Origin of the sequence: Streptomyces sp. NBC_01012 (assembly GCF_045162755.1) — a bacterium.
Classification (GTDB): domain Bacteria; phylum Actinomycetota; class Actinomycetes; order Streptomycetales; family Streptomycetaceae; genus Streptomyces.
Window position 1 is genome coordinate 5,292,588 of record NZ_CP108688.1, and the last position, 21,948, is coordinate 5,314,535.

Consider the following 21,948-nt stretch of genomic DNA (forward strand, 5'->3'; position numbering starts at 1 on the left):
GAAAAGGGTGGTCGCGACACGGATTGTGCGGCGTGCGTCCCGCACGTGTGTGCGGGGCGCACGCCGCAGTCTCACGCCGTCGCGTCGCGCTCCTGACCCCGCAGCGCCCGCGCCAGGTCGTCCCGCGCCTCGAGAACCAGCCGCCGGAGCGCCGGAGCGGCGTCCGGGTGCGAGGTCAGCCACGCGTCCGTCGCGGTGAGGGTCGCGGGGTCGTCCTGAAGTCCGGGGAACAGGCCCCTGACCACGTCCATGCCGGTCTGGATGGACCGCTCGGCCCAGACCCGCTCGATCGCCTCGAAGTACGACGCCGTGTACGGCGCCAGCAGCTCCCGCTGCGAGGGCTGTCCGAAGCCGGCGATGGTCGCCCCGGCCAGCGCGTTGGACAGCTTGTCCGACTCCACGACCGCCGCCCACGCCTGCGCCTTGACCGCCGCCGAGGGGCGTGAGGCCAGGCACCGCACATGGTGCCGCTTGCCGGACGCCGTGTCGTCCCTGGCCAGCTCGGCGTCCACGGCCGCCTCGTCGGCCCTGCCGTGCGAGACCAGCGAGGACAGGAAGGCCCACCGCAGCTCCTGGTCGACGTCCAGGCCCTCGATCACGGCCGAGCCGTCGAGCAGCGCACCCAGCAGCTGGAGGTCCGCATCCGACGCCGCGACGGCGGCGAAGAACCGGGCCCACGTCAGCTGGTGCTGGCTGCCGGGCTCGGCGCGCCGCAGCTCGGTGAGCGCGCCCTCGGCCAGTGCCCGGCCGCCCTCGTCGCGCCAGGCCGGCGCCGCGTAGTGCACCAGCGCGGACTGTGCCCAGGAGTGCAGCATCTGCAGGACACCGATGTCGCTCTCCCGGCCGGCGTGCGCGAGGACCAGCGCGACGAAGTCCCGCGCGGGCAGCAGCGCGTCCCGGGTCAGGTTCCACAGGGATGACCAGCACAGCGCACGGGCCAGCGGGTCGGTGATGTCACCGAGGTGCTTGCGCAGAGTCGCCAGGGACCCCTCGTCGGGGCGGACCTTGCAGTACGTCAGGTCGTCGTCGTTGACCAGGACCAGATCGGGCTTCTCGCTGCCGGCCAGCTCCGTGACCACGGTGCGCACCCCGGCGACATCGGTCTCCGCGCGGGCGTAGCGCTCCAGAGCGCCCTCCGGGGAGAGCCGGTACAGGCCCACCGCGATCCGGTGCGGCCGCAGCTCCGGGTGGGAGGCGGCTGCCTCCTGGGTCACGGCGAGCTCGGCGATCCTGCCCTCCCCGTCGTAGGTCACGACCGGCGTCAGGACGTTGACCCCCGCCGTCTGCAACCAGGCCTGCGACCAGGCCGACATGTCGCGCCCCGAGGTCTCGGCCAGCACCGAGAGCAGGTCGCCCAGCCGGGTGTTGCCGAAGGCGTGCTGCTTGAAGTAGCGGCGGGCGCCCTCCAGGAACGCGTCCCGGCCGACGTACGCCACGAGCTGCTTGAGCACCGACGCGCCCTTGGCGTACGTGATGCCGTCGAAGTTCAGCTTGGCGTCCTCCAGGTCACGGATGTCGGCCGTGATCGGATGCGTGGACGGCAGCTGGTCGGCGCGGTAGGCCCAGGACTTGCGGTTGTTGGCGAAGGTGATCCAGCCGTTGGTGAAGCGGGTCGCCTCCACCATCGAGAACGTCCCCATGAAGTCGGCGAAGGACTCCTTCAGCCACAGGTCGTCCCACCACCGCATGGTGACCAGGTCGCCGAACCACATGTGCGCCATCTCGTGCAGGATGACGTTGGCGCGGCGCTCGTAGGACGCCGATGTGACCTTCCCGCGGTAGATGTACTCCTCGCGGAAGGTGACCAGGCCCGGGTTCTCCATCGCGCCGAGGTTGTACTCGGGCACGAACGCCTGGTCGTACTTCCCGAAGGGGTACGGGTAGTCGAAGTGGTCGTGGAAGAAGTCCAGGCCCTGCTTGGTGAGCAGGAAGACGTCGTCGGCGTCGAAGTGGCGCGCGAGCCCCTTGCGGCACATCGCGCCGAGCGGGACCTCCAGCTTCGTGCCGTCGTCGAGCGTACGGGAGTAGTGGTCGCTCACGTAGTGGTAGGGGCCCGCGACGACGACCGTGATGTACGTCGAGATCGGCAGGGTCTCCGCGAACCGGTGGACCTCGCCCTCCTGCGACTCCTCGGCGCCGTTGGACCAGACCCGCCAGCCCTCGGGAGCCGTCACCTCGAAGCGGTAGGGCGCCTTCAGGTCGGGCTGCTCGAAGTTGGCGAAGACGCGGCGCGCGTCGGCCGGCTCGTACTGCGTGTAGAGGTAGACCTCGCCGTCCTCCGGGTCGACGAAGCGGTGCATGCCCTCACCGGTCCTGCTGTACGCGCAACGCGCGTCGACCACCAGGACGTTCTCGCCTGCGGCGAGGCCGTCCAGCGCGATACGGGTGCCGTCGAAGACGGCCGCGGGGTCCAGGTCCTTGCCGTTGAGCGTGACCGTGTCCACGGACGGGGCCAGCAGATCGGCGAAGGTCGAGGCCCCCGCGCGGGCGGCGCGGAAGCGGATCGTGGTCCGCGAGCGGAAGGTGCGCGGACCGGCGTCGTCGCCCCCGTCGGGCTCACCGACGGCGGAGCGGAGGTCGAGGGCGACCTCGTAACCGTCGACGGTCAGCAGCTCGGCCCTCTCGTGGGCCTCGTCGCGGGACAGGTTCTCACCGGGCACGGAGCACTCCTTTGTGTCTCGATCTCAGACCTTTGATCCTCCCATGCGGCGATCCGCACCCGCGCCCGGGAATGGGGGGAGGGCCCCGTGGTGTTCCGGCTCACAGGTGCTTCACCGACCTCATGAGGAGAGACATGCCCGAGAACAGCACGGCGGCCGGCAAGGTTCCGGCCGATTTCTGGTTCGACCCGCTCTGTCCCTGGGCCTGGATGACCTCCCGCTGGATGCTGGAGGTGGAGAAGGTCCGCGATGTCGAGGTCCGCTGGCATGTGATGAGCCTCGCCGTGCTCAACGAGCCCAGGCTCGACGAGCTGCCCGAGGAGTACCAGGAGATGATGCGCACCCAGGCCTGGGCGCCGGTCCGTGTCGTCGTCGCCGCCCAGCAGAAGCACGGCGACGAGATCGTCGGCCCGCTCTACACGGCGCTCGGCACCCGTTTCCACAACAACGGCGAGGGCCCCACCCGCGAGGCCATCGCGGGCGCGCTGGCGGAGGTCGGCCTGCCGGCCGAGCTCCTGGAGTACGCCGACTCCGACGCGTACGACAAGGAGCTGCGCGCCTCCCACCAGGAGGGCATCGACAAGGTCGGCCAGGACGTCGGCACCCCGGTCATCGCGGTGCCCGGCGCCGACGGCGAGCAGATCGCCTTCTTCGGCCCGGTGGTCACCCCCGCCCCGAAGGGCGAGGAGGCGGCGAAGCTCTGGGACGGCACGCTGCTGGTGGCGTCGATCCCCGGCTTCTACGAGATCAAGCGGACCCGCACACAGGGCCCCGTCTTCGACTGAGCCCCGGCGTGCACGGGCAGAGGAGAGCCCCCGCGAGTCATGTCCTCGCGGGGGCTCCCCGTTGTTCCGCCTGCCCGGTGAAGGTTGAGAAGACGATCACGAGGCAGGACGCTCCGGTCCCGCCGTGCGACGTCAGGGGGCGAGCAGCAGCACGTCCGCGCGCTCCTTGGCGGCGGCGTAGCGCTGCGCCACGTCCTGCCAGTTGACGACGCGCCACATGGCCTCGATGAAGTCCACCTTCTGGTTCTTGTACTGGAGGTAGAAGGCGTGCTCCCAGGCGTCGAACACCAGGATCGGCACCGAGCCCTGCCCGACGTTGCCCTGGTGGTCGTAGACCTGCTCGACGATCAGCCTCCCACTGACCGGCTCGTACGCGAGGACGCCCCAGCCGGAGCCCTGCGTGGTGGCCGCGGCCTTCGTCAGCTGGGACTTGAAGCCGGCGTACGAACCGAAGGACTCCGCGATGGCGTCGGCCAGATCGCCCACACCGTCCGCGGCGAGGGGCTCGCCACCGCCGTCGCCGGTCATGTTGTGCCAGTAGATCGAGTGCAGGATGTGGCCGGAGAGATGAAAGGCCAGGTTCTTCTGGAGGCCGTTGATCGCGCCCCAGGCCTCCTTGTCGCGGGCCTCTTCCAGCTGCTCCAGGGTGTCGTTCGCACCCTTGACGTACGCGGCGTGGTGCTTGTCGTGGTGGAGCTCGATGATCTGCGGATTGATGACCGGTTCGAGCGCCGCGTAGTCGTACGGGAGTTCCGGAAGCGTGTACGTGGCCATGGGTTCGAACCCTCCAACTGCTACCTGGTCGTTATTGCAACTCTTTCGCAATTGCAGGCTAGCAGGAGGAAGCCGCGGAGGTGATCAGTAGTAGGTCCTGAGCCTTGGTGTCGGGAGGACGCCGCGGACGGAGGGGGAGACGACGATGACGTACGTACGGGCGGGGCGCCCCGAGGAGGCCGTGGCGCTGACCGCGCTGGCCCTGAGATCGAAGGCGTACTGGGGCTACGACGAGGCGTTCCTCGCGGCCTGCCGTGACGAACTCGCGGTCGGGCCCGCCGATGTGACCGCCCGGCGTACGGCGGTGGCGGAGCGGGACGGCGCGCTCCTGGGCTTCACCATGCTGGACGGCGATCCGCCGGTGGGGGCCGTCGGCATGATGTTCGTCGACCCGGACACCATCGGGCAGGGCGTCGGCAGGCTCCTGTTCGAGCACGCGACGGCGCAGGCACGCCGGCTCGGCTTCGAGACGCTCACCATCGACGCCGATCCCAACGCGGAACCCTTCTACACCGCGATGGGCGCGGTCCGGATCGGGGTCACCCCGTCCGGTTCCGTACCGGGCAGGGAACTGCCCCTCCTGGAGCAGGATCTGACCTGAGGACGGCGGTGTGTGAAGGTGTGTGCTCCGTGGAGCCGCATATGTACGAGGGGGATGTCATGAGCCAGGTGCTGTACGGCGAACGGTCCTGGAATCCACTGGCGCAGACCGTGGAGCTGACCGATGAGCACTACCGCAGGGGCGGCAGGACCACACCGCTGTCCGAGCTGAACCTCGGCGCCATGGCCGAGGCCTACCTGCGCGGACGCTGGCTGGGCGGCGGTGGGGCCGAGCGCCCGCTCGACCGGCTCCCCGAGGGGGCCGGAACCGTCCCCGTGACCCGGATCACCGGCACCGCGACCCCGGTGAAGGCACGGCAGGCGGCCGAGTTCGCCCGCGCGCTGGGAGATCTTGCGGTACGCGGGTGCGGGGGCCCCGGACAGGTGGCGGCCCTGGCCGCCCGGGCCGAGGCCGAGGGCGTACCGCTGTGGATCGCCCGCAGGATCGTGTCGGGCCCGGCGGGGCCGGTCGCCGTGGCCGTGGACCGGCGCCTGGTGCGGGTGGACGTCTGGGGCCCGGGAGCCCCCGCCGTACGCCTACGCGCGCCCCGCGGCTTCCGGCGCGACGCCGCCGACCCGTCCAGGGGCCTCTGGCTGACCGTCGGTGACACCACGGCCCAGCTCACCCTCACCAAGAAGATGCGCAAGTCGAAGAGCACGGTGGAGGCGCGGCTGCCCGGAGCGCACTGGGTGCTGCGGCGGGAGAACGCGACGAGCTCGTGGCTGCTGCGCGGCGACCACCGCGTCGCCCTGCTGGGCAGGCCCCCGCGCCGGCCCGCCCACGAGCCGGACACCGTACTGCGTCCGCTCTCCCCGGTCCACCACGAGAGCCTCGACCCGCTGGACGCCGTGATGGCCCACGCCTTCGCCGTCGCCTTCGGGATAGGCGACACGACGGGCACCGCGCGCTTCCGGGCGGAGCGGTCGCCGTCGAGCGGGGGCGAACCGATCGCCGCAGACACGGACTGGGACCGCCCCTGGTTCAGCAACCTCGGCACCGACAGCAGCGACAACGAACCCGGCGGCGGCGACGGCTGGGGCGCGGACGGCGGCGACGGAGGCGACTCCGGCGGAGGCGGTGGCGACGGGGGCGGTGACGGCGGTGGCGACGGGGGCGGGGGCGACTAAGACCGTCCGCCACCCGTTGAACTCCCCTGCCAGGCCCGTGCGTAGGGTGGACCGGTGGATGAGAACGGCGTGGGCAGGCAACATCAGGGCTTCAGCCGCAGGACGTACTTCGCCTTCACCGTCGGGGTGATCGTGATCGGCTGGATCATCGCTGCGGGGAACACAGGGATCTCCTACCTCGCGCTCGGCACGGATGCGATACCGATCATCACCGGGACACTCGGCTGCGTGGCCTTCGTCGTGCTGTTGCGCCTCCTGCACCGTGCGTGGTGGCTCGCCGTGGTCTCGGTCCTGCCGGCGCTGCTGGTCCTGGTCGGCTCGGTCCAGTACCCGTTGGAGGCCGCCCTGGGGAGTCGAGGCGTCCGCACGGCGGTCACCGTCACCGCCGACAGTGCCGCCGGCACCGGATCGTCCGCCCACCGCTTCACCGTCGAAGGCCCGGACGGCCCCCTGGAGGAGACGCTCGACTACCGCGGCGACAACCCGACCTGGAAGGTCGGCGACCGCTTGGTCGTCGTCAGTGACCCCGAGAAGACCGTGTCCATGGTCGAGGCCTCCGAGGTCGACTCCGACGGCAAGTTCGGCATGCTCCTCATGGGCGTCATCGGATGGACCTGTGTCACCTTGCTGGCCGGCCTGCGCGGCTTCGTCCGCCGGCGCGAAGGCCGCACCGTCTTCTACGAGGGCTGACGGACAGCTGACCGTGCTGCCCTCGGCACATGAGCCAGGAACCTGCGTCAGCGGCCGTGCGACGGACCCGAGTGGCTTCCGCTGTCCAGGGTGACAGACACCGCGCCGCCGAAGAACAGAGCTCCGACAAGCAGCGGGATCCCGATATTCGCGATCTTCTTCCCGGTGATGTCGATGCGTGCGACGCCAGGTTCATGGGCCCGGTAACGCACCGGGACCTCACCGCCCACGGGTAGCCGCTTGACTCCTGACGACTGCGACCGGAACGTGTGCCGGATGCCGTGTCCGTCCCTGAACTCGATGACGGCGAACCTGGCATCGCTGTCGGCCGAGGAAACGGTGTCATGGCGAACCACGCTGCCTCTGGCACGTGTTCCGTCGCGTTTCAGATCGCGCTGTACCCGTGCCTCGCGGATCGCGAGGAAGAACGCGAAACAACCTGCTGCCAGAAAAATAAGGGTCATTGAAGCCACCTCCTCGAACGAGCGGCGCCGCACATGTGCTGCGCGGCGCGATCAGCGGATCAGTCGCGCCACCGCATGCCGTGGCGATGTCGTAGGCGATGAATCTCCCACCACGCCAGCGCCGTTACCGTCACCGGACCGCCGAGGACCGCGCAGACCGCTATCGGCCCGGGGAACGGCGGCAGACCGCCCGCGGACTGACTGACGAGGGAGAACACCCAGACCGCGACACTTGTCGTCAAGGCCGGCAGAGCGGGGTGAAGGGCGGAGAGGCTGAAGGCGTTGCGGACCGCGGGTCCCGAGGCGAAGCACAGGAAGTGGACGGCCCACCAGAACGGCGTCCAAAGGGCCAGCAGGGTCAGGTACAGAAGAAGCAGCGACGTCTCGGTGATGAAGTCCGGCAGGGCCGACATGGCCATGAGGGATCCGATGAGCAGAGAAGGTACGAGCACCCAGGCGGCGATGTACCCGAGGATGGTCAGGCCGGCGTTCCTGAAGTGTGCCCGCATGAGCAGCCGCCTGTGATGCCGTGCGGCCCCGTACAGCGCCCCCGCTACCAGTACCGAGCTCGCCAGGGCCAACCACGGGGCAAGATAGAGCCGTTGCACGAATTGGTCCCATGCGTCGGACACGCCTCCGTAGACGGCCAGCAGTCCGGCCGACGCGGCGACGGCAACCCATGTGCGTATCCGTTGTGCCTTTAGCACGGTGTCGTCCTCGATACGTCCGTGCGGATGACGGGGAAAGGAGCGACGCGCGATTCGGCGGGCGGACCTGGCAACCTCGTAGAAAAGAATCAGTGCCACGGTCAGCCACCACATGCACGGGAGCAACAGCACCAGAACGGCGGGGCGCAGTCTCCCGGGGGGCCGGTCCGCGAACAGCTCGGGCAGCGTGGGCCATTCGTCCTCACGCAGCACACGCCACAACGGCGTTCGAGGACGCGGCGGGTCGGGCGGTCGCCCCGGGGGCCGGGGCGGACAGGGAGGAGGCGGCGGGAGTCGCGTATTCCGTAAGGCTGGGTCCATCCCCGTCCCCTCTCCGTCCCTTGCGCGGCGCAGAGGGATAGACGCGAGGTTCTCAGCAGCGGTTCCCGCCGCGTCGTCGGACTCGGCCGGCTGAGGCCCGGCTGCCCGCGGGCTCAGTTCCGGGCCGGGGCGCCGCGCTCCGCGCGCTTCTGCCGCACCACGCCGGTCACGATCAGCACCGCCGTCAGGGCGCCCGTCGCCAGGAGCTGGTCGCGGGTGTCGGGCTGGCGCAGCATCAGGACGAAGATGCCGGTCATGGCCGCGAGGGCCGCGATCGTCAGGCCGGGGAAGAGCCACATCCGCACGACGAGCCGGTCGGGGGACTCGCGCTCCGTCCGCCTGCGCAGGATCAGCTGGGAGGCGGCGATGAAGATCCAGACGACCAGGATCACCGCACCGGTCATGTTGAGGAGCCAGGGGAAGACGTCGTCGGGACGCCAGTAGCTGAGCAGCACGCAGAGGAAGCCGAAGACCGACGAGGCGAGCACCGCGTTGCGCGGGACGCCCGACGTGACCTTGCCGAGCAGCTTCGGGCCCTGGCCGCGGGCGACCAGGGAGCAGGCCATGCGCGACGAGCCGTAGATGTTGGCGTTCATCGCGGAGAGCAGGGCGACCAGGATGACCACGTTCATGATCTCGGCGGCGCCGCCGATGCCGAGGTGGTCGAGCATCGCGTAGAAGGGGCCGACCTCGGCGACCGTGGGGTCGTCCCACGGCACGAGGGTCACGATGACCGCCATCGAGCCGATGTAGAAGACGGCGATGCGCCACATCGCCGTACGCACCGCCGTGGCGACGCCCCGCACCGGGTTCTCGGACTCGGCCGCCGCGATGGTGACGGTCTCCAGGCCGCCGTATGCGAAGACCGAGGCGAGCAGGCCGATGATGAGGCCCTCCGAGCCGTGCGGCATGAAGCCGCCGTCCCCGGTGAGATTCGAGGTGCCGGGGGAGTCGGTGCCGGGCAGCACCCCCAGGACCGCCAGGACGCCGAGCACCAGGAAGAGCGTGATCGCGATGACCTTGAGCGCGGCGAACCAGAACTCGAACTCACCGAAGTTCTTGACGGCGGCGAGATTCGTGCCGAGGAAGACCATCATGAACAGGGCGACCCAGGCCCACTCCGGCGTGCCCGGCAGCCAGCCCGTGACGATCTGCGCGGCGCCGATGCCCTCGATACCGACGGCGACACAGAGCAGCACCCAGAACGACCACCCGGCGGTGAAGCCGGCCCACGGTCCGATCGCCCGTTCCGCGTGCACGGAGAAGGAGCCGGACGCGGGGTTGGCCGCTGACATCTCGCCGAGCATCCGCATGACGAACATGACCAGCAGCCCGGAGACGCCGTACGCGACGACGATCGAGGGACCGGCCGCAGCGATGCCCGCACCCGAGCCGACGAACAGCCCGGCCCCGATCACCCCGCCCAGAGCGATCATCGACAGATGGCGCTGCTTGAGGCCATGGGTGAGCGCGGAGTCGGCCGCGGGGGCGGTCGCGTCCGTGGGGGGCGGCGCGGAGGTCCGGGACATGGACAGCTCTGTTCACTGGTCGGGACAGGGGGATGGCCCACAGTCTGGCCATGAGCTCCGCCGACGGGGAACCGGTGTCCGCTATACGGTCACCGGGCTCACACATCGTGCGCATCCGCCTACGGCCTCGCGCGCAACTCCCGTACCCCCGCCACGAGCAGCACGAGCGCGGTGGCCCCCGCCGACCACAGCACCTGCGGACGGGCCGCGTCATCGGTGAGCATCAGCAGCAGGACACCCACAAGACCGGCCAGAGTCACCCACGTCAGATACGGGAAGCACCACATGCGCAGCGTCAGGGCGTTGGGTGCCTCGCGTTCGAGCCGGCGCCGCAGCCGCAGCTGCGATGCGGCGATCAGGCCCCAGACGAACAGCAGAACCGCCCCGACCGCGTTGAGCATGTGGAGGAAGACGGTGTCCGGCCACTTCAGATTGAGCAGTACGGAGACGAAGCCGAAGGCCACCGAGGCCAGCACCGCCAGGCGCGGCACCCCGCCGCCCTGGGTCCCCCTTCCGCCCGAGACCCTCAGCAGCCCGCGCGGCGCCTCGCCGCGCTCGGCCAGTGAGAAGATCATCCGGGACGAGCCGTACAGATTGGCGTTGAGCGCCGAGAGAAGCGCCACGAACACCACGATGTTCATGATCTGCCCGGCCGAAGGCACCCCGACCGAGTCCAGGACCTTCACATACGGGCTGAGCCCGGCCTGCTGCGCGGTCCACGGCAGCACGGTCACGATCACCAGCATCGAACCGACGTAGAAGAAGAGGATCCGCACCACCGCGCTGCGCACCGCACGCCCCACCGCGCGCGCCGGATCGTCGGTCTCGGCCGCCGCGATCGTCACGACCTCCAGGCCGCCGAAGGCGAACACCACCGTGAGCACACCGGAGACCACGCCGTCCCAGCCGTTCGGCAGGAAGCCGCCCCGGCCGGTGAGGTTGGTCAGGCCCACCGGGCCGGTGTCCGGGAGGACGCCGAACACGGCCAGCAGCCCGAGCACCAGGAAGGCCACGATCGCGGCCACCTTGAGCGCGGCGAACCAGAACTCGAACTCACCGAAGTTCTTCACGGCCGTCAGGTTGGTCACGGTGAACACCACCATGAACAGCAGCACCCAGAGCCACTGATCCACCGCCGGCACCCAGGCATGGGCGATCTGCGCGGCGGCCGTCGCCTCCACGGCGAGCACCACCACGAGCATGAACCAGTAGAGCCAGCCCACGCTGAATCCGGCCCAGCGGCCCAGCGCACGCTCCGCGTGTACGGAGAACGAACCCGAGGCCGGCATCGCCGCCGACATCTCGCCGAGCATCCGCATCACCAGCATCGCGAGCGCGCCGGCGATCAGATACGAGACGACGACGGCGGGCCCGGCGACCGCGATCCCGGCGCCCGAACCGACGAAGAGACCCGCACCGATCACCCCGCCCAGACCGAGCATCGTCAGATGGCGCTGCTTCAGACCGTGGGCCAGGGGCTCGGACCGTGCGGGGGACCGCGTGGGGGGCGCGTCGTGCATGAGCTGTGGGTCACTCTCGGATCATTTATGGGGAACCTACAGTCTCACGCTGCGCCACCTCCGTCCGAACCGAGGACCGCACACACCCCCACCTTCGTGACCAGCATCACCCCGGGGAGTGATTGCGCGATGCTCTTTGTTCGAACCCAACCAAAGCCTCAACCACCGGTTTGTGGGCGGCTGATGGTGATCGAGGGATATTCAGTCGGCTAACGTCACCCTCAGTCCGTCCTTGCCTGCCGACCTCACCCGCGGAGTCCCGATGAGTACTGCTGCCGCCCCCGTCCGTTCCGGAGCGGTCCTCGCCGACCTGCTGCCCGCAGCCCGGCACCGCTACGCCGTGGACACGGCGCTGGTCGTCGGCGGTGCCGCCCTCACCGGCATCGCGGCCCAGATCGCCGTGCCCGTCCCCGGCTCCCCGGTCCCCGTCACGGGCCAGACCTTCGCCGCGCTGCTCATCGGCACCGCGCTCGGCGCCCGCCGCGGCTTCCTCTCGCTCGCCGTGTACACGCTCGTCGGCATGGCCGGCATGCCGTGGTTCTCCGAGGGCAGCTCGGGCCCCGGCGGTGCGTCGTTCGGCTACGTCCTCGGCATGCTGCTCGCCGCGACGGTCGTCGGCGGCCTGGCCCGCCGCGGCGGTGACCGCTCCGTCCTGCGTACCGCGGGCACGATGGTGGCCGGATCCCTCGTCATCTACGCGGTCGGCGTGCCCTACCTGGCGCTCTCCACGGGTATGTCGATGGGCGCGGCCGTCGCCGCCGGCCTGGTGCCGTTCCTGATCGGCGACGCCCTCAAGGCCGCGCTGGCCATGGGCGCGCTGCCGGCCTCCTGGAAGCTCATCGGGCGCCGCGGCTGACGCCGTCGACGCCGTAGGCACCACCGAAGAGGCTCGCCGGGTCGTGAAGCGACACCAGACCGGCGAGCCTCTCGCGTGTCCGGGGCTCGTGCAGGTCCTGTCGGGTCCGCGCCAGGTCGCCGCCGCCGAAGGCGAAGTTCAGCGAGCGGCCCAGGGCGTACGGCGCGGTCTCCCCGGCCACCTCGCCGTACAGCGTCCGTACCGAGGGGACGTCCGTACCGTCCAGCGGTGACAGCAGCCGCAGCAGGAAGCCCGCATCGCGGTAGGGCACCGCGCTGTCCACGGCGGGCGGTGTGGCCAGGGCGCCGCCCAGGTGGTTGAGCTGGACGACGGTCATGGCCGGGGCCTTCGGCCCGGTCAGCTCCAGCACCCTCGCCGCCGCCGCGGCGTCCAGGTCGCGGAGCATCAGGCCCTCGCCGTGGTAGGCGTGCGGGAACGGCGGGTCGCTGTGGATGGTGTGGCTCTCGGTGTACGGCATCTCCCGCAGTGAGTCGGACAGCGCGGGCCCGATCGCCCGCAGCGGTGCCACCAGGGCCTCTCCCTCCGCCACCGGCCCGGTGTACGCGACCCGCACCGAGACCACGTACCGCCCGCGCAGTGGCTCCGGGAGCTGCGGCAGGTCGGGGTAGCTCAGCGCCGCGAGCGAGGAGGTGCAGGTCTCGGGCACGGTCCGGGTCCACTCCAGATAGCGCCGCAGCACCTCGGGGGCCTTGTCCCCGTCGAAGGCCAGCGAGCCGCCGTACAGCCGCTCCACGGCCACCAGGCCGATCTCCAGCTCCGTCACGATGCCGAGCCGGTGTCCGCCGCCGCGCAGCCCCCAGAACAGGTCCGGCTCGCTCTCCGGGGTGACCTGGCGCAGGACGCCGTCGGCTGTCACCACGTCCAGCGAGCGGACATGGTCGGCGGCGTAGCCGAACTCCCGGGCCAGGATGCCGAGTCCACCGCCCAGCGTGTACGAGACGGCGCCCACACCGGGCGAGGAGCCGTTCAGCGGGGCGAGCCCGTGCGGGGCCGCGGCGGCGACGACCGATGCCCAGGTCGCGCCCGCCCCGATACGCGCGGTGGGGCGCTCGGGATCGACCCGCACGGTGTCCATCCGGCGGGTACGGATCAGCACCCCGCCCTCGACGGGGCCCGGCAGCCCGTGCCCCGTCGCGTGCGCGACGACGGGCAGACCGCGCGCCGCGGCGTCCCGCACCGCGGCCCTGACGTCCTCGGCGTCCGAAGCCTCCACCAGGAGGTCGGGGCGGATGGCGAAGCCGGTCTGGAAGCTGTCGACTGCGGGGACGGCGGTCATGAGGAAGGCTCTCCGTTCGCTCGCGGGATCTCGGGACGAGGGAGAGCCTTCCGGGTATACATGACATCCACCGTCAGGTATTCGCGACGGTCACTCGACCGGCGCCGCCGCCTTCCTGGTGCGGGCCTCGCGCACCAGCGAGACGGCCACCACGAGCGCCGCGACCAGCAGCGAGAGCAGCACCTGCTCGCGTCCGGCGTCGTCGGTCAGCATGTAGACCAGGACGAAGGAGATCATCGCGATCGTCGCCCAGGTCAGATACGGGAAGAGCCACATCCGTACGACGAGCTTCTCGGGCGCTTCGCGCAGGATGATGCCGCGCATCCGTAGCTGGGTGAAGCAGATGACCAGCCACACGAAGAGGGCGACCGCGCCGGAGGAGTTCAGCAGGAACGCGAACACGGTGTCGGGCCACTGGTAGTTGAAGAACACCGCGACGAAGCCGAACACGACGGACGAGAGGATCGCCGCCTGCGGCACGCCCCGCCCGTTCACCCGGGCGAAGGCCTTGGGCGCGTCTCCGCGCCGGCCCAGCGAGAAGGCCATGCGCGAGGCCGTGTAGAGGCCGGAGTTGAGACAGGACAGCACGGCGGTCAGCACGATGACGTCCATGACCTGGCCGGCGTGCGGGATGCCGATGGCGTTCAGCGCGGCGACGTACGAACCGTCCTTGACGATGGAGGGGTCGTTCCACGGCAGCAGGGTGAGGACCACGAAGACCGAGCCCAGGTAGAAGATGGCGATACGCCAGATCACGCTGTTGGTCGCCCGGGAGACGGCCCGCTGCGGGTTCTCGGACTCACCGGCCGCCAGCGTCACGATCTCGCTGCCCATGAAGGAGAAGACGACCATCAGCACACCCGTGAGGATGGCCCCCGGTCCCTCGGGGAAGAACCCGCCGGCGTCCGTGAGGTGGGCGAGGCCCGACCCCGCGTTGTCCGCACCCGGCAGGACGCCGAACACGGCGAGCAGACCGACGATGACGAACGCGCCGATCGCCACGACCTTGATCCCGGCGAACCAGAACTCGAACTCGCCGTACGAGCCGACGGAGACCAGGTTGGTCGCCGTCAGCACCACCATGACGATCAGGGCCCACGCCCACTGCGGAACGCCCGATATCCAGCCCTCCAGGATCTTGGCGCCCGCCGTGGCCTCGACGGCGAGCACCACGACCCAGAAGAACCAGTACAGCCAGCCGATGGAGAAGCCGGCCCAGCGGCCCAGGGCCTGGTCGGCGTAGGCGGAGAAGGAACCGGAGCTCGGCCGGGCGACGGCCATCTCGCCGAGCATTCGCATGACAAGCACGACCATCAGGCCGACCAGCGCGTACGACAGGAGAATGGCCGGCCCCGCGGCGGCGATGCCGGCGCCCGAGCCGACGAAGAGGCCCGCTCCGATCACGCCGCCGATGGCGATCATCGAGAGATGGCGGTTCTTGAGGCCGGCCTGAAGGCCGTCCGGGGAGCCCGGCTTGCCCGGCTCGCCGGGCTGTTGGCCCGGGCCGGTCAGCGTCGACTGCGACGTCATGGATCGAATCCTTACGTTTTCTGATCACGTGTGTCGGTGTTGCCTCGGCGGGGGTACGGCCGAGGCAAGGCCACGCATTCAAGCCCGGTCGACACCAGAATCGGAACCCCCTCTTCCGGTCTTTGACCTGATCGTTGCCCTTGTGGCACCGCGCACAGGCACCGGACCTGAACCGGATCCCCGGAACGCCCGGTGGGTCCCGACCCCGCTGACGATTACCCCGCCCCGTCCGTGCCACACTTCGCACCATGCGCGTGTACCTCGGCTCCGACCATGCCGGCTTCGAACTGAAGAACCACCTCGTCGAGTGGCTCACCGCCCACGGCCACGAGGCGGTCGACTGCGGACCCCACATCTACGACGCCGAGGACGACTACCCGCCGTTCTGCCTCCGCGCCGCCGAGCGGACGGCCGCGGACAAGGAGAGCCTCGGGATCGTCATCGGCGGCTCGGGCAACGGCGAGCAGATCGCCGCGAACAAGGTCAAGGGCGTCCGCGCCGCGCTCGCCTGGAGCGAGCAGACCGCCGAGCTCGGCCGTGAGCACAACGACGCCAACGTGGTGGCCATCGGCGGCCGGATGCACACGGTGGAGGAGTCCACCAAGTTCGTCGAGATCTTCCTCGCCACCCCGTACTCCGGCGCGGCACGCCACACCCGGCGCATCGAGATGCTCTCGGAGTACGAGAACACCGGCGAGCTCCCCCCGATCCCGGCCCACCACCCGCAGCAGGGCTGACCGGCCCCCACCCCGTGTTCCTCGTGCCGCCGGAGCCGTACGCCCGGCGGCACAGCGCGTGACGCGACCAGGAGACATGCCGTGCCCGAGGGGCATACGATCCACCGCCTCGCCGCGGACCACCATGAGCGGTTCGCCGGCCGGCCGGCACGGGTGAGCAGCCCCCAGGGCAAGTTCTCCGACAGCGCTGCGCTGCTGGACGGCCGGATGTTCACCGGCGTCGACGCGCACGGCAAGCACCTCTTCCTCGGCTTCGAGGGATCGGTCTGGGTCCACATCCACCTCGGCCTCTTCGGCAAACTCGGCTTCGGTACGGCTCCGGCGCCGCCGCCCACCGAAACGGTCCGGCTGCGCCTGCTCAACGACGCCCACCACGCCGACCTGCGCGGCCCCACCACATGCGCCCTGATCACCGGGCCCGAGAAGCGCGCGATACACGACCGCCTCGGCCCCGACCCGCTGCGCTCCGACGAGGACGGCGAGCGGGCCTGGCAGCGGATCTCCCGCAGCCGCGTCACGGTCGCCGCCCTGCTGATGGACCAGAAGGTCGTCTCCGGAGTCGGCAACGTCTATCGCGCCGAGGTCCTCTTCCGGCACGGCATCGACCCGTACCGCTCGGGCAAGGACCTCGACCGGGGCGAGTGGGACGCGATCTGGGCCGACCTCGGCGCACTCATGCGTGAGGGCGTGCGGAACAACCGCATCGACACGGTCCGCCCCGAACATCTCCCGGAGGCCATGGGCAGGCCCCCGCGGGTCGACGACCACGGCGGCGAGGTGTACGTCTACCGCCGGGCCAGGCAGGCCTGCCACATCTGCGGCACCGAGATCCGCACCGCCGACCTGGCGGCCCGCAACCTCTTCTGGTGCCCGGCCTGCCAGCCCTCCACATAGTTCCGGCCACGTGTTTCGAACATATTGTCACCGGGTCCCCCTGCACCGGAGGCCGTCGGGTGGATAAGGTCCCGGCAATGGCCCGTCGCAGAGGAGCAGACACCTACCCCGCCCGGTGGAGAAGATCAGCACACCGGGCGCGCATCGCGCTGCGCAGGTCCGGAGTCGACTACTTCCGCGGTGACGGGGCGGACTGGATAGCCCTGGTCGGTCTGCTGATCCTCGTACCCGTCATCACCTGCACCACCCTGCTCAACCCGGTCTGGTGCTCCCCGACCGCCCTCGCCCTGCCGATCGTCGCGGGCGGTCTGCTGCTGCGGCCGGCCAGCCTGCTGGGGCTCTACGCGGCCGCGGCCGGCGCCCTGATCGTGGATTCCATCGCCCTCGGCCCGTACATGGAAGGGCCTGCCAGGGTCACACCGGGCACCGTCCTGGTCGTCGCGGCCTGCGGCTTCTTCGGGCTGGTCCTCGCCCAGTTCAGGGCCAGGGTCGGGGTGCCGTGGCGACGCGGCGGCACGATGCTCTTCGACCTCCGCGAGCGGATCCGGATCCAGAGCGCCCTGCCACGGCTGCCCGGTGGCTGGCACCGCGAGATGGCGCTCCGCCCGGCCGGCGGCCAGTCCTTCTCCGGCGACTTCGTCGTCGCCGCCCGCACCAACGGCGGACGCACCCTGGAGGTCGTGCTCACCGATGTCTCGGGCAAGGGCATGGACGCGGGTTCCCGCGCCCTGCTGCTGTCCGGGGCCTTCGGCGGTCTCCTCGGCTCCCTGCCCCCGCACGGCTTCCTGCCCGCGGCCAACGGCTATCTGCTGCGCCAGGACTGGGACGAGGGCTTCGCCACCTCGATCCACCTCGTCCTGGATCTGGAATCCGGTGACTACGAGATCCTCTCCGCCGGTCATCCGCCCGCGCTGCAACTGCACGCGGGCAGCGGCCGGTGGGAGGAGAAGGCCGCCGAAGGACCGCTGCTCGGGGTGTACGACGGGGCGGACTTCGACGCGGTGAAGGGCTCGCTGGAGCCCGGGGACGTCCTCATGCTCTTCACGGACGGGCTGGTGGAGGCCTCCGACCGGGACATCGCCGACGGCATCGACCGGCTCACCGGCGAGGCCGACCGCTATGTCGCGACGGGCTTCGAGGGAGCGGCCTGGCATCTGATCGAGGCCTGCGCGAAGGACGTCAACGATGACCGCGCGCTCCTGCTGCTGTCCCGTCAGGCCTGAATCGGGAATCGTACGTAACCGGTGGAAACCGTACGAGCGTCAAGGCGAGGGCCTCGCGTCACCACAACGTGAAGGGGCCCGGTGCCGGGTGCGGGACGGCTGCCCCGCACCCGAGCCGGGCGGCATCACGCCGGGACCGACACTTTCTCCCGCTCCTCGTCCTTCGCCCGCCCTCCGGGCAGGATCCGGGCGAGCCAGTGAGAGCGCCCCGCGGCCAGGGGTGCGAGCACCGCGAGGACGAGCACATATCCGGCGATGAACGGGGAGAGCCGCTCGTCGAGCCCCGCACCCGCCGCCATGGTGGCCAGGATGAGCGCGAACTCGCCCCGTGCCATCAGCGTGGTGGAGATGTTCGACGCGGGCAGTGCGCCGAAGCCGTACACCCGTGCCGAGAACAGGCCCGAGAGCACGTTCATCGCCACGGTCAGCGCGACCGCTATCAGGACCGGCCACAGAACGCTCGGCAGGTCGCCCGGGTTGATGGAGAGTCCGAAGGCGAAGAAGAAGATCGCGCCGAAGGCGTCCCGCAGCGGGTGCACCAGCTTCATGATGCGGTCGCCCGAGCTCGTGCTGCCGAGCATCAGACCGACCATGAAGGCCCCGATCGCGTCCGCGACCCCGAACCACTCGGAGACACCGGCCACGAAGACGGCGGCGCCGAGGAAGGAGATGACCAGCAGCTCGTCATCCCGTGTGTTGATCAGCTTGCTGATGAACTTGATGCCGAAACGGGCCATGAGAGCCAGCAGCAACAGGAAACCGAAGGCTTTGCCACCGTCCCGCAGGGCGGCGCCGAGACCGTCGGACTGCGACAGGATCGGCTGGAGGGCGGCCAGATAGAGGGCGAGGAAGATGTCGTCGACGACGATGATGCCGAGGATCGGCTTGGTCTCCGGGCTGCCGAGGCGTTTCGTGTCGACAAGGATCTTCGTGACGATCGCCGAGGACGAGATGCCGATCACCCCGGCGAGCACCAGCGCCTCGGAGTTGCCCCAGCCCAGGGCGAAGCCGAAGCCGAGCCCGGCGCCGACGTTGAGGATCAGATAGACGGTGCCGGCGAGCACCATCTTGCGGCCACCCGCTTTGAGGTCGTCGAGCTTGAACTCGAGCCCCAGGTAGAAGAGCAGCAGCACAAGACCGAGCGCGGAGAGCATCTCCAGGTCGTGCGGGTCGTCGAGAAGGACGACCCCTGGCGTGTGTGCGCCGAGAAGGATCCCGGCGAGGATGAACAGGGGGATGGTCGGCAGCCCGATACGGCCGCCGACGCGGGCGAGGACGGCGGCGGCGAGGAAGGCGCCCCCCATGGCGATGAGCGTGTCTGCGTGTCCGATGAGCCCGTCTCCTTCGTTCGGTCAAGAGTGCGTCAAGGAATCGTCAGTAATTAGTTTACCGAACGATTTGGGATGCAACGGTTGACCCGTCGAAATGTTGCTCCGTGGGGGGTACGGTCGGACCCATGACGAGCCCGTATCTGACGCTGTCCCAGGTGGAGGCGATCGCCCGCGAGGCCCATCGCCGGCAGACCGACAAGGCGGGGCGCCCGTACGCGGAACACCTGGCCGCGGTGGCCGATGGCGTACGGATCAGGGGCGGCAGCGAGGAGCAGAGGGCGGCCGCCTGGCTGCACGACGCGATCGAGGACGGCGCGCTGTCACGGCAGTGGCTGGCGGAGGCCCCGCTTCCGTCGCGGGTAAAGGAAATGGTCCTCGCCGTCACCAAGCGGGACGGCGAGGACCTCGTCGCGTACACCGGGCGGATTCTCGCCACGCCCGGGGCGCTGTTGATCAAGGAGTCGGATCTGGCGCACAACGCGGACCCGGACCGGCTCGCTCTCCTGGAACCGGCGACCCGTACCCGGCTCACAGCGAAGTATGCCCAGGTACGCGGCCTGTTGGGGCTCGGCGGGGGAGTCGGGCCCACCGAACAGCGGGATCAAGCCAACCCCGTGGACCGCTGACGCCCCGGTGGGGCCGGCCTCCGGCGGGAGGGCCCGATCCGGACGGACTCAGCGCTTGGCGGGGTTCCGGCGGAACGCCCAGCTCATGTCCGGCTCGGTCGCGAAGCGCAGTACGCGGCGGACCGGCGGGGTGCACAGCAGGGTCACGGCGACGGCCGCGGTGACGGACACGAGGATCAGGCCCAGGGGGCCCGAGAGCCACTCGTAGCGGTCGAACAGGCCCGCGTAGGAAGCGCCCTTCACCAGGAAGCCGTGCAGCAGGTAGCCGCAGATCGTCCCGGCGCCCAGCACGGTGAACCACATGGGGCGGCGCGGGACCCAGGCCAGGAAGGCGGTCGTGAGCAGCAGTGCGCAGCCGAACATGGCCAGGGTCATCACGGGACCCGTCCACCACTGGAAGTCCATCTCCTGGGCGCTGTTGCTGCGGTAGAACCAGCCGAGCTGCATGCGCGGCGCGGCCCAGTAGGCGAAGGCCAGGGCGCCGACGACCAGCGGAATCGACAGCATCCGCACCTCGCGGCGGCGCACCAGCTGGAAGTGCTCGGGCTTCAGCAGCAGGCCGAGCACGAAGAACGGCAGGAGCTGGCAGACGCGCTGCAGGTCCAGGTCGTCGCCGATGTCGGGTGTCAGCGAGGCCAGCGCCGCGATCACGAGGGCGACCGGCAGCGGGTGACGCAGCGACTGCCAGATCGGTGTGGTGACCCGCCAGATGAACAGGGCGATCAGGAACCAGGTGAGGAACAGCGGGTCGAGCAGGGTGATGGGTGTGTCGTCCACGCCGCCGGCGTACCGCCTGAAGAGCGAGTACGCGGTCTCGAAGAGCACATAGGGCACCACGACCCCGGTGATGAGGCGCTTCACCTTGGCCGAACTCATGTCGAACGACCGCGAGAAGTAGCCCGACACCAGGATGAACGCCGGCATGTGGAACGTGTACACGACCATGTACAGCGCGCGCGTCGTGCGGCTGCCGTCCATCACCGGCTCCCAGGCGTGGGCCACGGCGACGAGCACGATCGCGAGATACTTCACATTGTCGAAGTACGCGTCACGGCGCTTGGCCGGCTTGGACGCCGCACCACCGGCCGGAGCGGTCTCGGCTGCGGGGGAGGAGACACCCGTACCGGTCAGGACCTGCTCGTGTCTCGGCTCCGACTCCCGGCTCTCCGGGGTGATCGGGGCCCTCTGAATTTCGCTGGGAGCTTTAGACATCTCATGCACCTTAGACCCGTCGATCCGTACGCGTAAAACTCTCAAGGGATATCGCGTGTTCCCAGCCATTCGAAAGTGAAACCGTCGAAAACCGCCCGTTACGTAGTGATTCATCCGCCTTAAATGGGGCATATCGGCGGGTGGTTGGGGGGAGTGAATTTCGTCGCACGAACGTCCGGCGAATCGCCGTGAATGAAGTGTGGGGATATGGAAACGGTCACGTTGATCGATATGCGAACCGCTCTGCGCACAGCAGGCGCACAGTTTAGGCCCGACCCGCGCCCCTGCACCGCCTCTGCCCCTGTGTGCGCCGGATCGCACCACGGCGCGCGCGGGGGGGCACGCGGGCGCGAGGATGGCGCGATCCGGTCATGTCTCTTCATCACCCGTCAGCAGCCACAGGGGAGTTGGTGGCACGATGGGAGCGACGGAGGTGTGCTGGTCGCACGCCACCGGGCCGGCAAGGCGGACCGACCAAGGGTGTGATCAGTCGTGGCCATTTCACTGTCTGTGGTGCTGATGCTGGGGATCGTCCTGGTGGTGCTGATCCGCGGTGGATCCATCAAGGGGGGCCCGGCGATCGTCGCTGTGCTTTTCGGCTTCTTCCTGGCCTCGACCGGCATGGCGCCCTCGATCAACAGATTCATGAACTCGATAGCCGACACGATCAACCAGATCAGCTTCTGAGGCACACCCCGAAGCCCGGCCCGGCGGCCCGCAGCCGGCCGGGCCCCTTCCGTGCGTCCACGCACGGCGGAACAGGAAGACGACGGGCGGCGCGTAAGCGGGCGGGGCCACGGAAACGCCTCAGGGCCGGGCGGAGGGAAGACCTCCGCCCGGCCCTGAGCCGTTGGAGCGGGCGACGGGAATCGAACCCGCGTAGCTAGTTTGGAAGACTAGGGCTCTACCATTGAGCTACGCCCGCAAGCACCGCACCGCAGGTCCGTGGACCTCGGTACGCACAGCATCGTAGCGGGTCGGGGACGGTGCGCGCACACCCGTATCGGTGTGCCCCCACGACGGACCCCGGGACCCCCTACGCGAAGCGGCCGACGCGGTGCGCT

20 protein-coding genes and 1 tRNA gene are annotated in these 21,948 nt (G+C 69.9%); 10 read left to right on the forward strand and 11 right to left on the reverse strand.

Features of this window, described 5'->3' with window-relative positions; genetic code table 11:
- Positions 1–71: 71 nt before the first annotated feature.
- The gene (gene pepN / locus OG623_RS23695; RefSeq protein ID WP_406149090.1) at positions 72–2,660 is read right to left on the reverse strand and encodes an aminopeptidase N; all 2,589 of its coding nucleotides are present in this window, start codon (positions 2,658–2,660) and stop codon (positions 72–74) included.
- Positions 2,661–2,794: 134 nt separating this feature from the next.
- On the opposite strand from pepN, the gene OG623_RS23700 reads away from it, so the two are divergent.
- Positions 2,795–3,445 (forward strand): DsbA family protein, encoded by a 651-nt coding sequence (locus OG623_RS23700; protein ID WP_406149092.1) that lies wholly within the window; start codon positions 2,795–2,797, stop codon positions 3,443–3,445.
- A gap of 132 nt (positions 3,446–3,577) precedes the next feature.
- Here OG623_RS23700 and OG623_RS23705 read toward each other — a convergent pair whose 3' ends face one another.
- Positions 3,578–4,219: a superoxide dismutase gene (locus OG623_RS23705; protein ID WP_406149093.1), complete on the reverse strand. Its 642-nt coding sequence runs from the start codon at positions 4,217–4,219 to the stop codon at positions 3,578–3,580.
- Positions 4,220–4,364: 145 nt separating this feature from the next.
- Here OG623_RS23705 and OG623_RS23710 point away from each other — a divergent pair, with 145 nt between their 5' ends.
- Genes OG623_RS23710 through OG623_RS23720 form a run of 3 tightly spaced genes read left to right on the forward strand, consistent with a single transcriptional unit; the run spans position 4,365 to position 6,637 of the window.
- Positions 4,365–4,820, forward strand: a complete 456-nt coding sequence (locus tag OG623_RS23710) for a GNAT family N-acetyltransferase (RefSeq protein ID WP_406149095.1) — start codon at positions 4,365–4,367, stop codon at positions 4,818–4,820.
- 59 nt (positions 4,821–4,879) lie between these two features.
- Positions 4,880–5,947, forward strand: a complete 1,068-nt coding sequence (locus OG623_RS23715) for a hypothetical protein (protein WP_406149097.1) — start codon at positions 4,880–4,882, stop codon at positions 5,945–5,947.
- Positions 5,948–6,001: 54 nt separating this feature from the next.
- Positions 6,002–6,637 carry a hypothetical protein gene (locus OG623_RS23720; RefSeq protein WP_406149098.1) on the forward strand — a complete coding sequence of 212 codons (636 nt, stop codon included), beginning with the start codon at positions 6,002–6,004 and terminating at the stop codon, positions 6,635–6,637.
- Positions 6,638–6,684: 47 nt separating this feature from the next.
- Here the strand turns inward: OG623_RS23720 and OG623_RS23725 are convergent, their stop codons facing one another.
- The 4 genes from OG623_RS23725 to OG623_RS23740 form a co-directional block, all read right to left on the reverse strand.
- The gene (locus tag OG623_RS23725; RefSeq protein WP_406149100.1) at positions 6,685–7,134 is read right to left on the reverse strand and encodes a DUF3592 domain-containing protein; all 450 of its coding nucleotides are present in this window, start codon (positions 7,132–7,134) and stop codon (positions 6,685–6,687) included.
- Positions 7,135–7,160: 26 nt separating this feature from the next.
- On the reverse strand, positions 7,161–7,922 hold the full coding sequence (locus OG623_RS23730; protein ID WP_406149102.1) for a hypothetical protein: 762 nt from the start codon (positions 7,920–7,922) through the stop codon (positions 7,161–7,163).
- Between the two features lie 320 nt (positions 7,923–8,242).
- The gene (locus tag OG623_RS23735; protein WP_406149103.1) at positions 8,243–9,658 is read right to left on the reverse strand and encodes an amino acid permease; all 1,416 of its coding nucleotides are present in this window, start codon (positions 9,656–9,658) and stop codon (positions 8,243–8,245) included.
- 119 nt (positions 9,659–9,777) lie between these two features.
- Positions 9,778–11,178 (reverse strand): amino acid permease, encoded by a 1,401-nt coding sequence (locus OG623_RS23740; RefSeq protein WP_406149104.1) that lies wholly within the window; start codon positions 11,176–11,178, stop codon positions 9,778–9,780.
- A gap of 262 nt (positions 11,179–11,440) precedes the next feature.
- Here OG623_RS23740 and OG623_RS23745 point away from each other — a divergent pair, with 262 nt between their 5' ends.
- Positions 11,441–12,034 (forward strand): biotin transporter BioY, encoded by a 594-nt coding sequence (locus OG623_RS23745; RefSeq protein ID WP_406149105.1) that lies wholly within the window; start codon positions 11,441–11,443, stop codon positions 12,032–12,034.
- Here OG623_RS23745 and OG623_RS23750 read toward each other — a convergent pair.
- On the reverse strand, positions 12,015–13,331 hold the full coding sequence (locus OG623_RS23750; protein ID WP_406149107.1) for an FAD-binding oxidoreductase: 1,317 nt from the start codon (positions 13,329–13,331) through the stop codon (positions 12,015–12,017). The two genes, OG623_RS23745 and OG623_RS23750, sit on opposite strands and share 20 nt — an antisense overlap.
- Before the next feature lie 90 nt (positions 13,332–13,421).
- Entirely contained in the window at positions 13,422–14,861 is a 1,440-nt protein-coding gene (locus OG623_RS23755) for an amino acid permease (RefSeq protein WP_406149109.1), read from the reverse strand.
- Between the two features lie 248 nt (positions 14,862–15,109).
- Here OG623_RS23755 and OG623_RS23760 point away from each other — a divergent pair, with 248 nt between their 5' ends.
- The 3 genes from OG623_RS23760 to OG623_RS23770 all read left to right on the forward strand — a co-directional run bounded on the left by OG623_RS23760 (position 15,110) and on the right by OG623_RS23770 (position 17,715).
- A complete protein-coding gene (locus tag OG623_RS23760) occupies positions 15,110–15,598 on the forward strand; it encodes a ribose-5-phosphate isomerase (protein WP_406149111.1) in 489 nt (162 codons plus the stop codon).
- Between the two features lie 81 nt (positions 15,599–15,679).
- The gene (locus tag OG623_RS23765) at positions 15,680–16,492 is read left to right on the forward strand and encodes an Fpg/Nei family DNA glycosylase (protein WP_406149113.1); all 813 of its coding nucleotides are present in this window, start codon (positions 15,680–15,682) and stop codon (positions 16,490–16,492) included.
- A 77-nt stretch (positions 16,493–16,569) separates the two neighbouring features.
- Positions 16,570–17,715 carry a PP2C family protein-serine/threonine phosphatase gene (locus tag OG623_RS23770; RefSeq protein ID WP_406149114.1) on the forward strand — a complete coding sequence of 382 codons (1,146 nt, stop codon included), beginning with the start codon at positions 16,570–16,572 and terminating at the stop codon, positions 17,713–17,715.
- Between the two features lie 125 nt (positions 17,716–17,840).
- Here OG623_RS23770 and OG623_RS23775 read toward each other — a convergent pair whose 3' ends face one another.
- A complete protein-coding gene (locus OG623_RS23775; RefSeq protein ID WP_406149116.1) occupies positions 17,841–19,019 on the reverse strand; it encodes a cation:proton antiporter in 1,179 nt (392 codons plus the stop codon).
- A 152-nt stretch (positions 19,020–19,171) separates the two neighbouring features.
- Here OG623_RS23775 and OG623_RS23780 point away from each other — a divergent pair, with 152 nt between their 5' ends.
- Positions 19,172–19,672, forward strand: coding sequence for an HD domain-containing protein (locus OG623_RS23780; RefSeq protein WP_406149117.1), 501 nt, complete (start codon positions 19,172–19,174; stop codon positions 19,670–19,672).
- A gap of 48 nt (positions 19,673–19,720) precedes the next feature.
- Here the strand turns inward: OG623_RS23780 and OG623_RS23785 are convergent, their stop codons facing one another.
- Positions 19,721–20,884: an acyltransferase family protein gene (locus OG623_RS23785; protein WP_406149119.1), complete on the reverse strand. Its 1,164-nt coding sequence runs from the start codon at positions 20,882–20,884 to the stop codon at positions 19,721–19,723.
- Positions 20,885–21,376: 492 nt separating this feature from the next.
- Here OG623_RS23785 and OG623_RS23790 point away from each other — a divergent pair, with 492 nt between their 5' ends.
- Positions 21,377–21,571 carry a hypothetical protein gene (locus tag OG623_RS23790; protein ID WP_205020323.1) on the forward strand — a complete coding sequence of 65 codons (195 nt, stop codon included), beginning with the start codon at positions 21,377–21,379 and terminating at the stop codon, positions 21,569–21,571.
- A 164-nt stretch (positions 21,572–21,735) separates the two neighbouring features.
- On the opposite strand, the gene OG623_RS23795 is transcribed toward OG623_RS23790, so the two are convergent.
- Positions 21,736–21,809 (reverse strand) — tRNA-Gly (locus OG623_RS23795).
- Between the last annotated feature and the right edge of the window lie 139 nt (positions 21,810–21,948).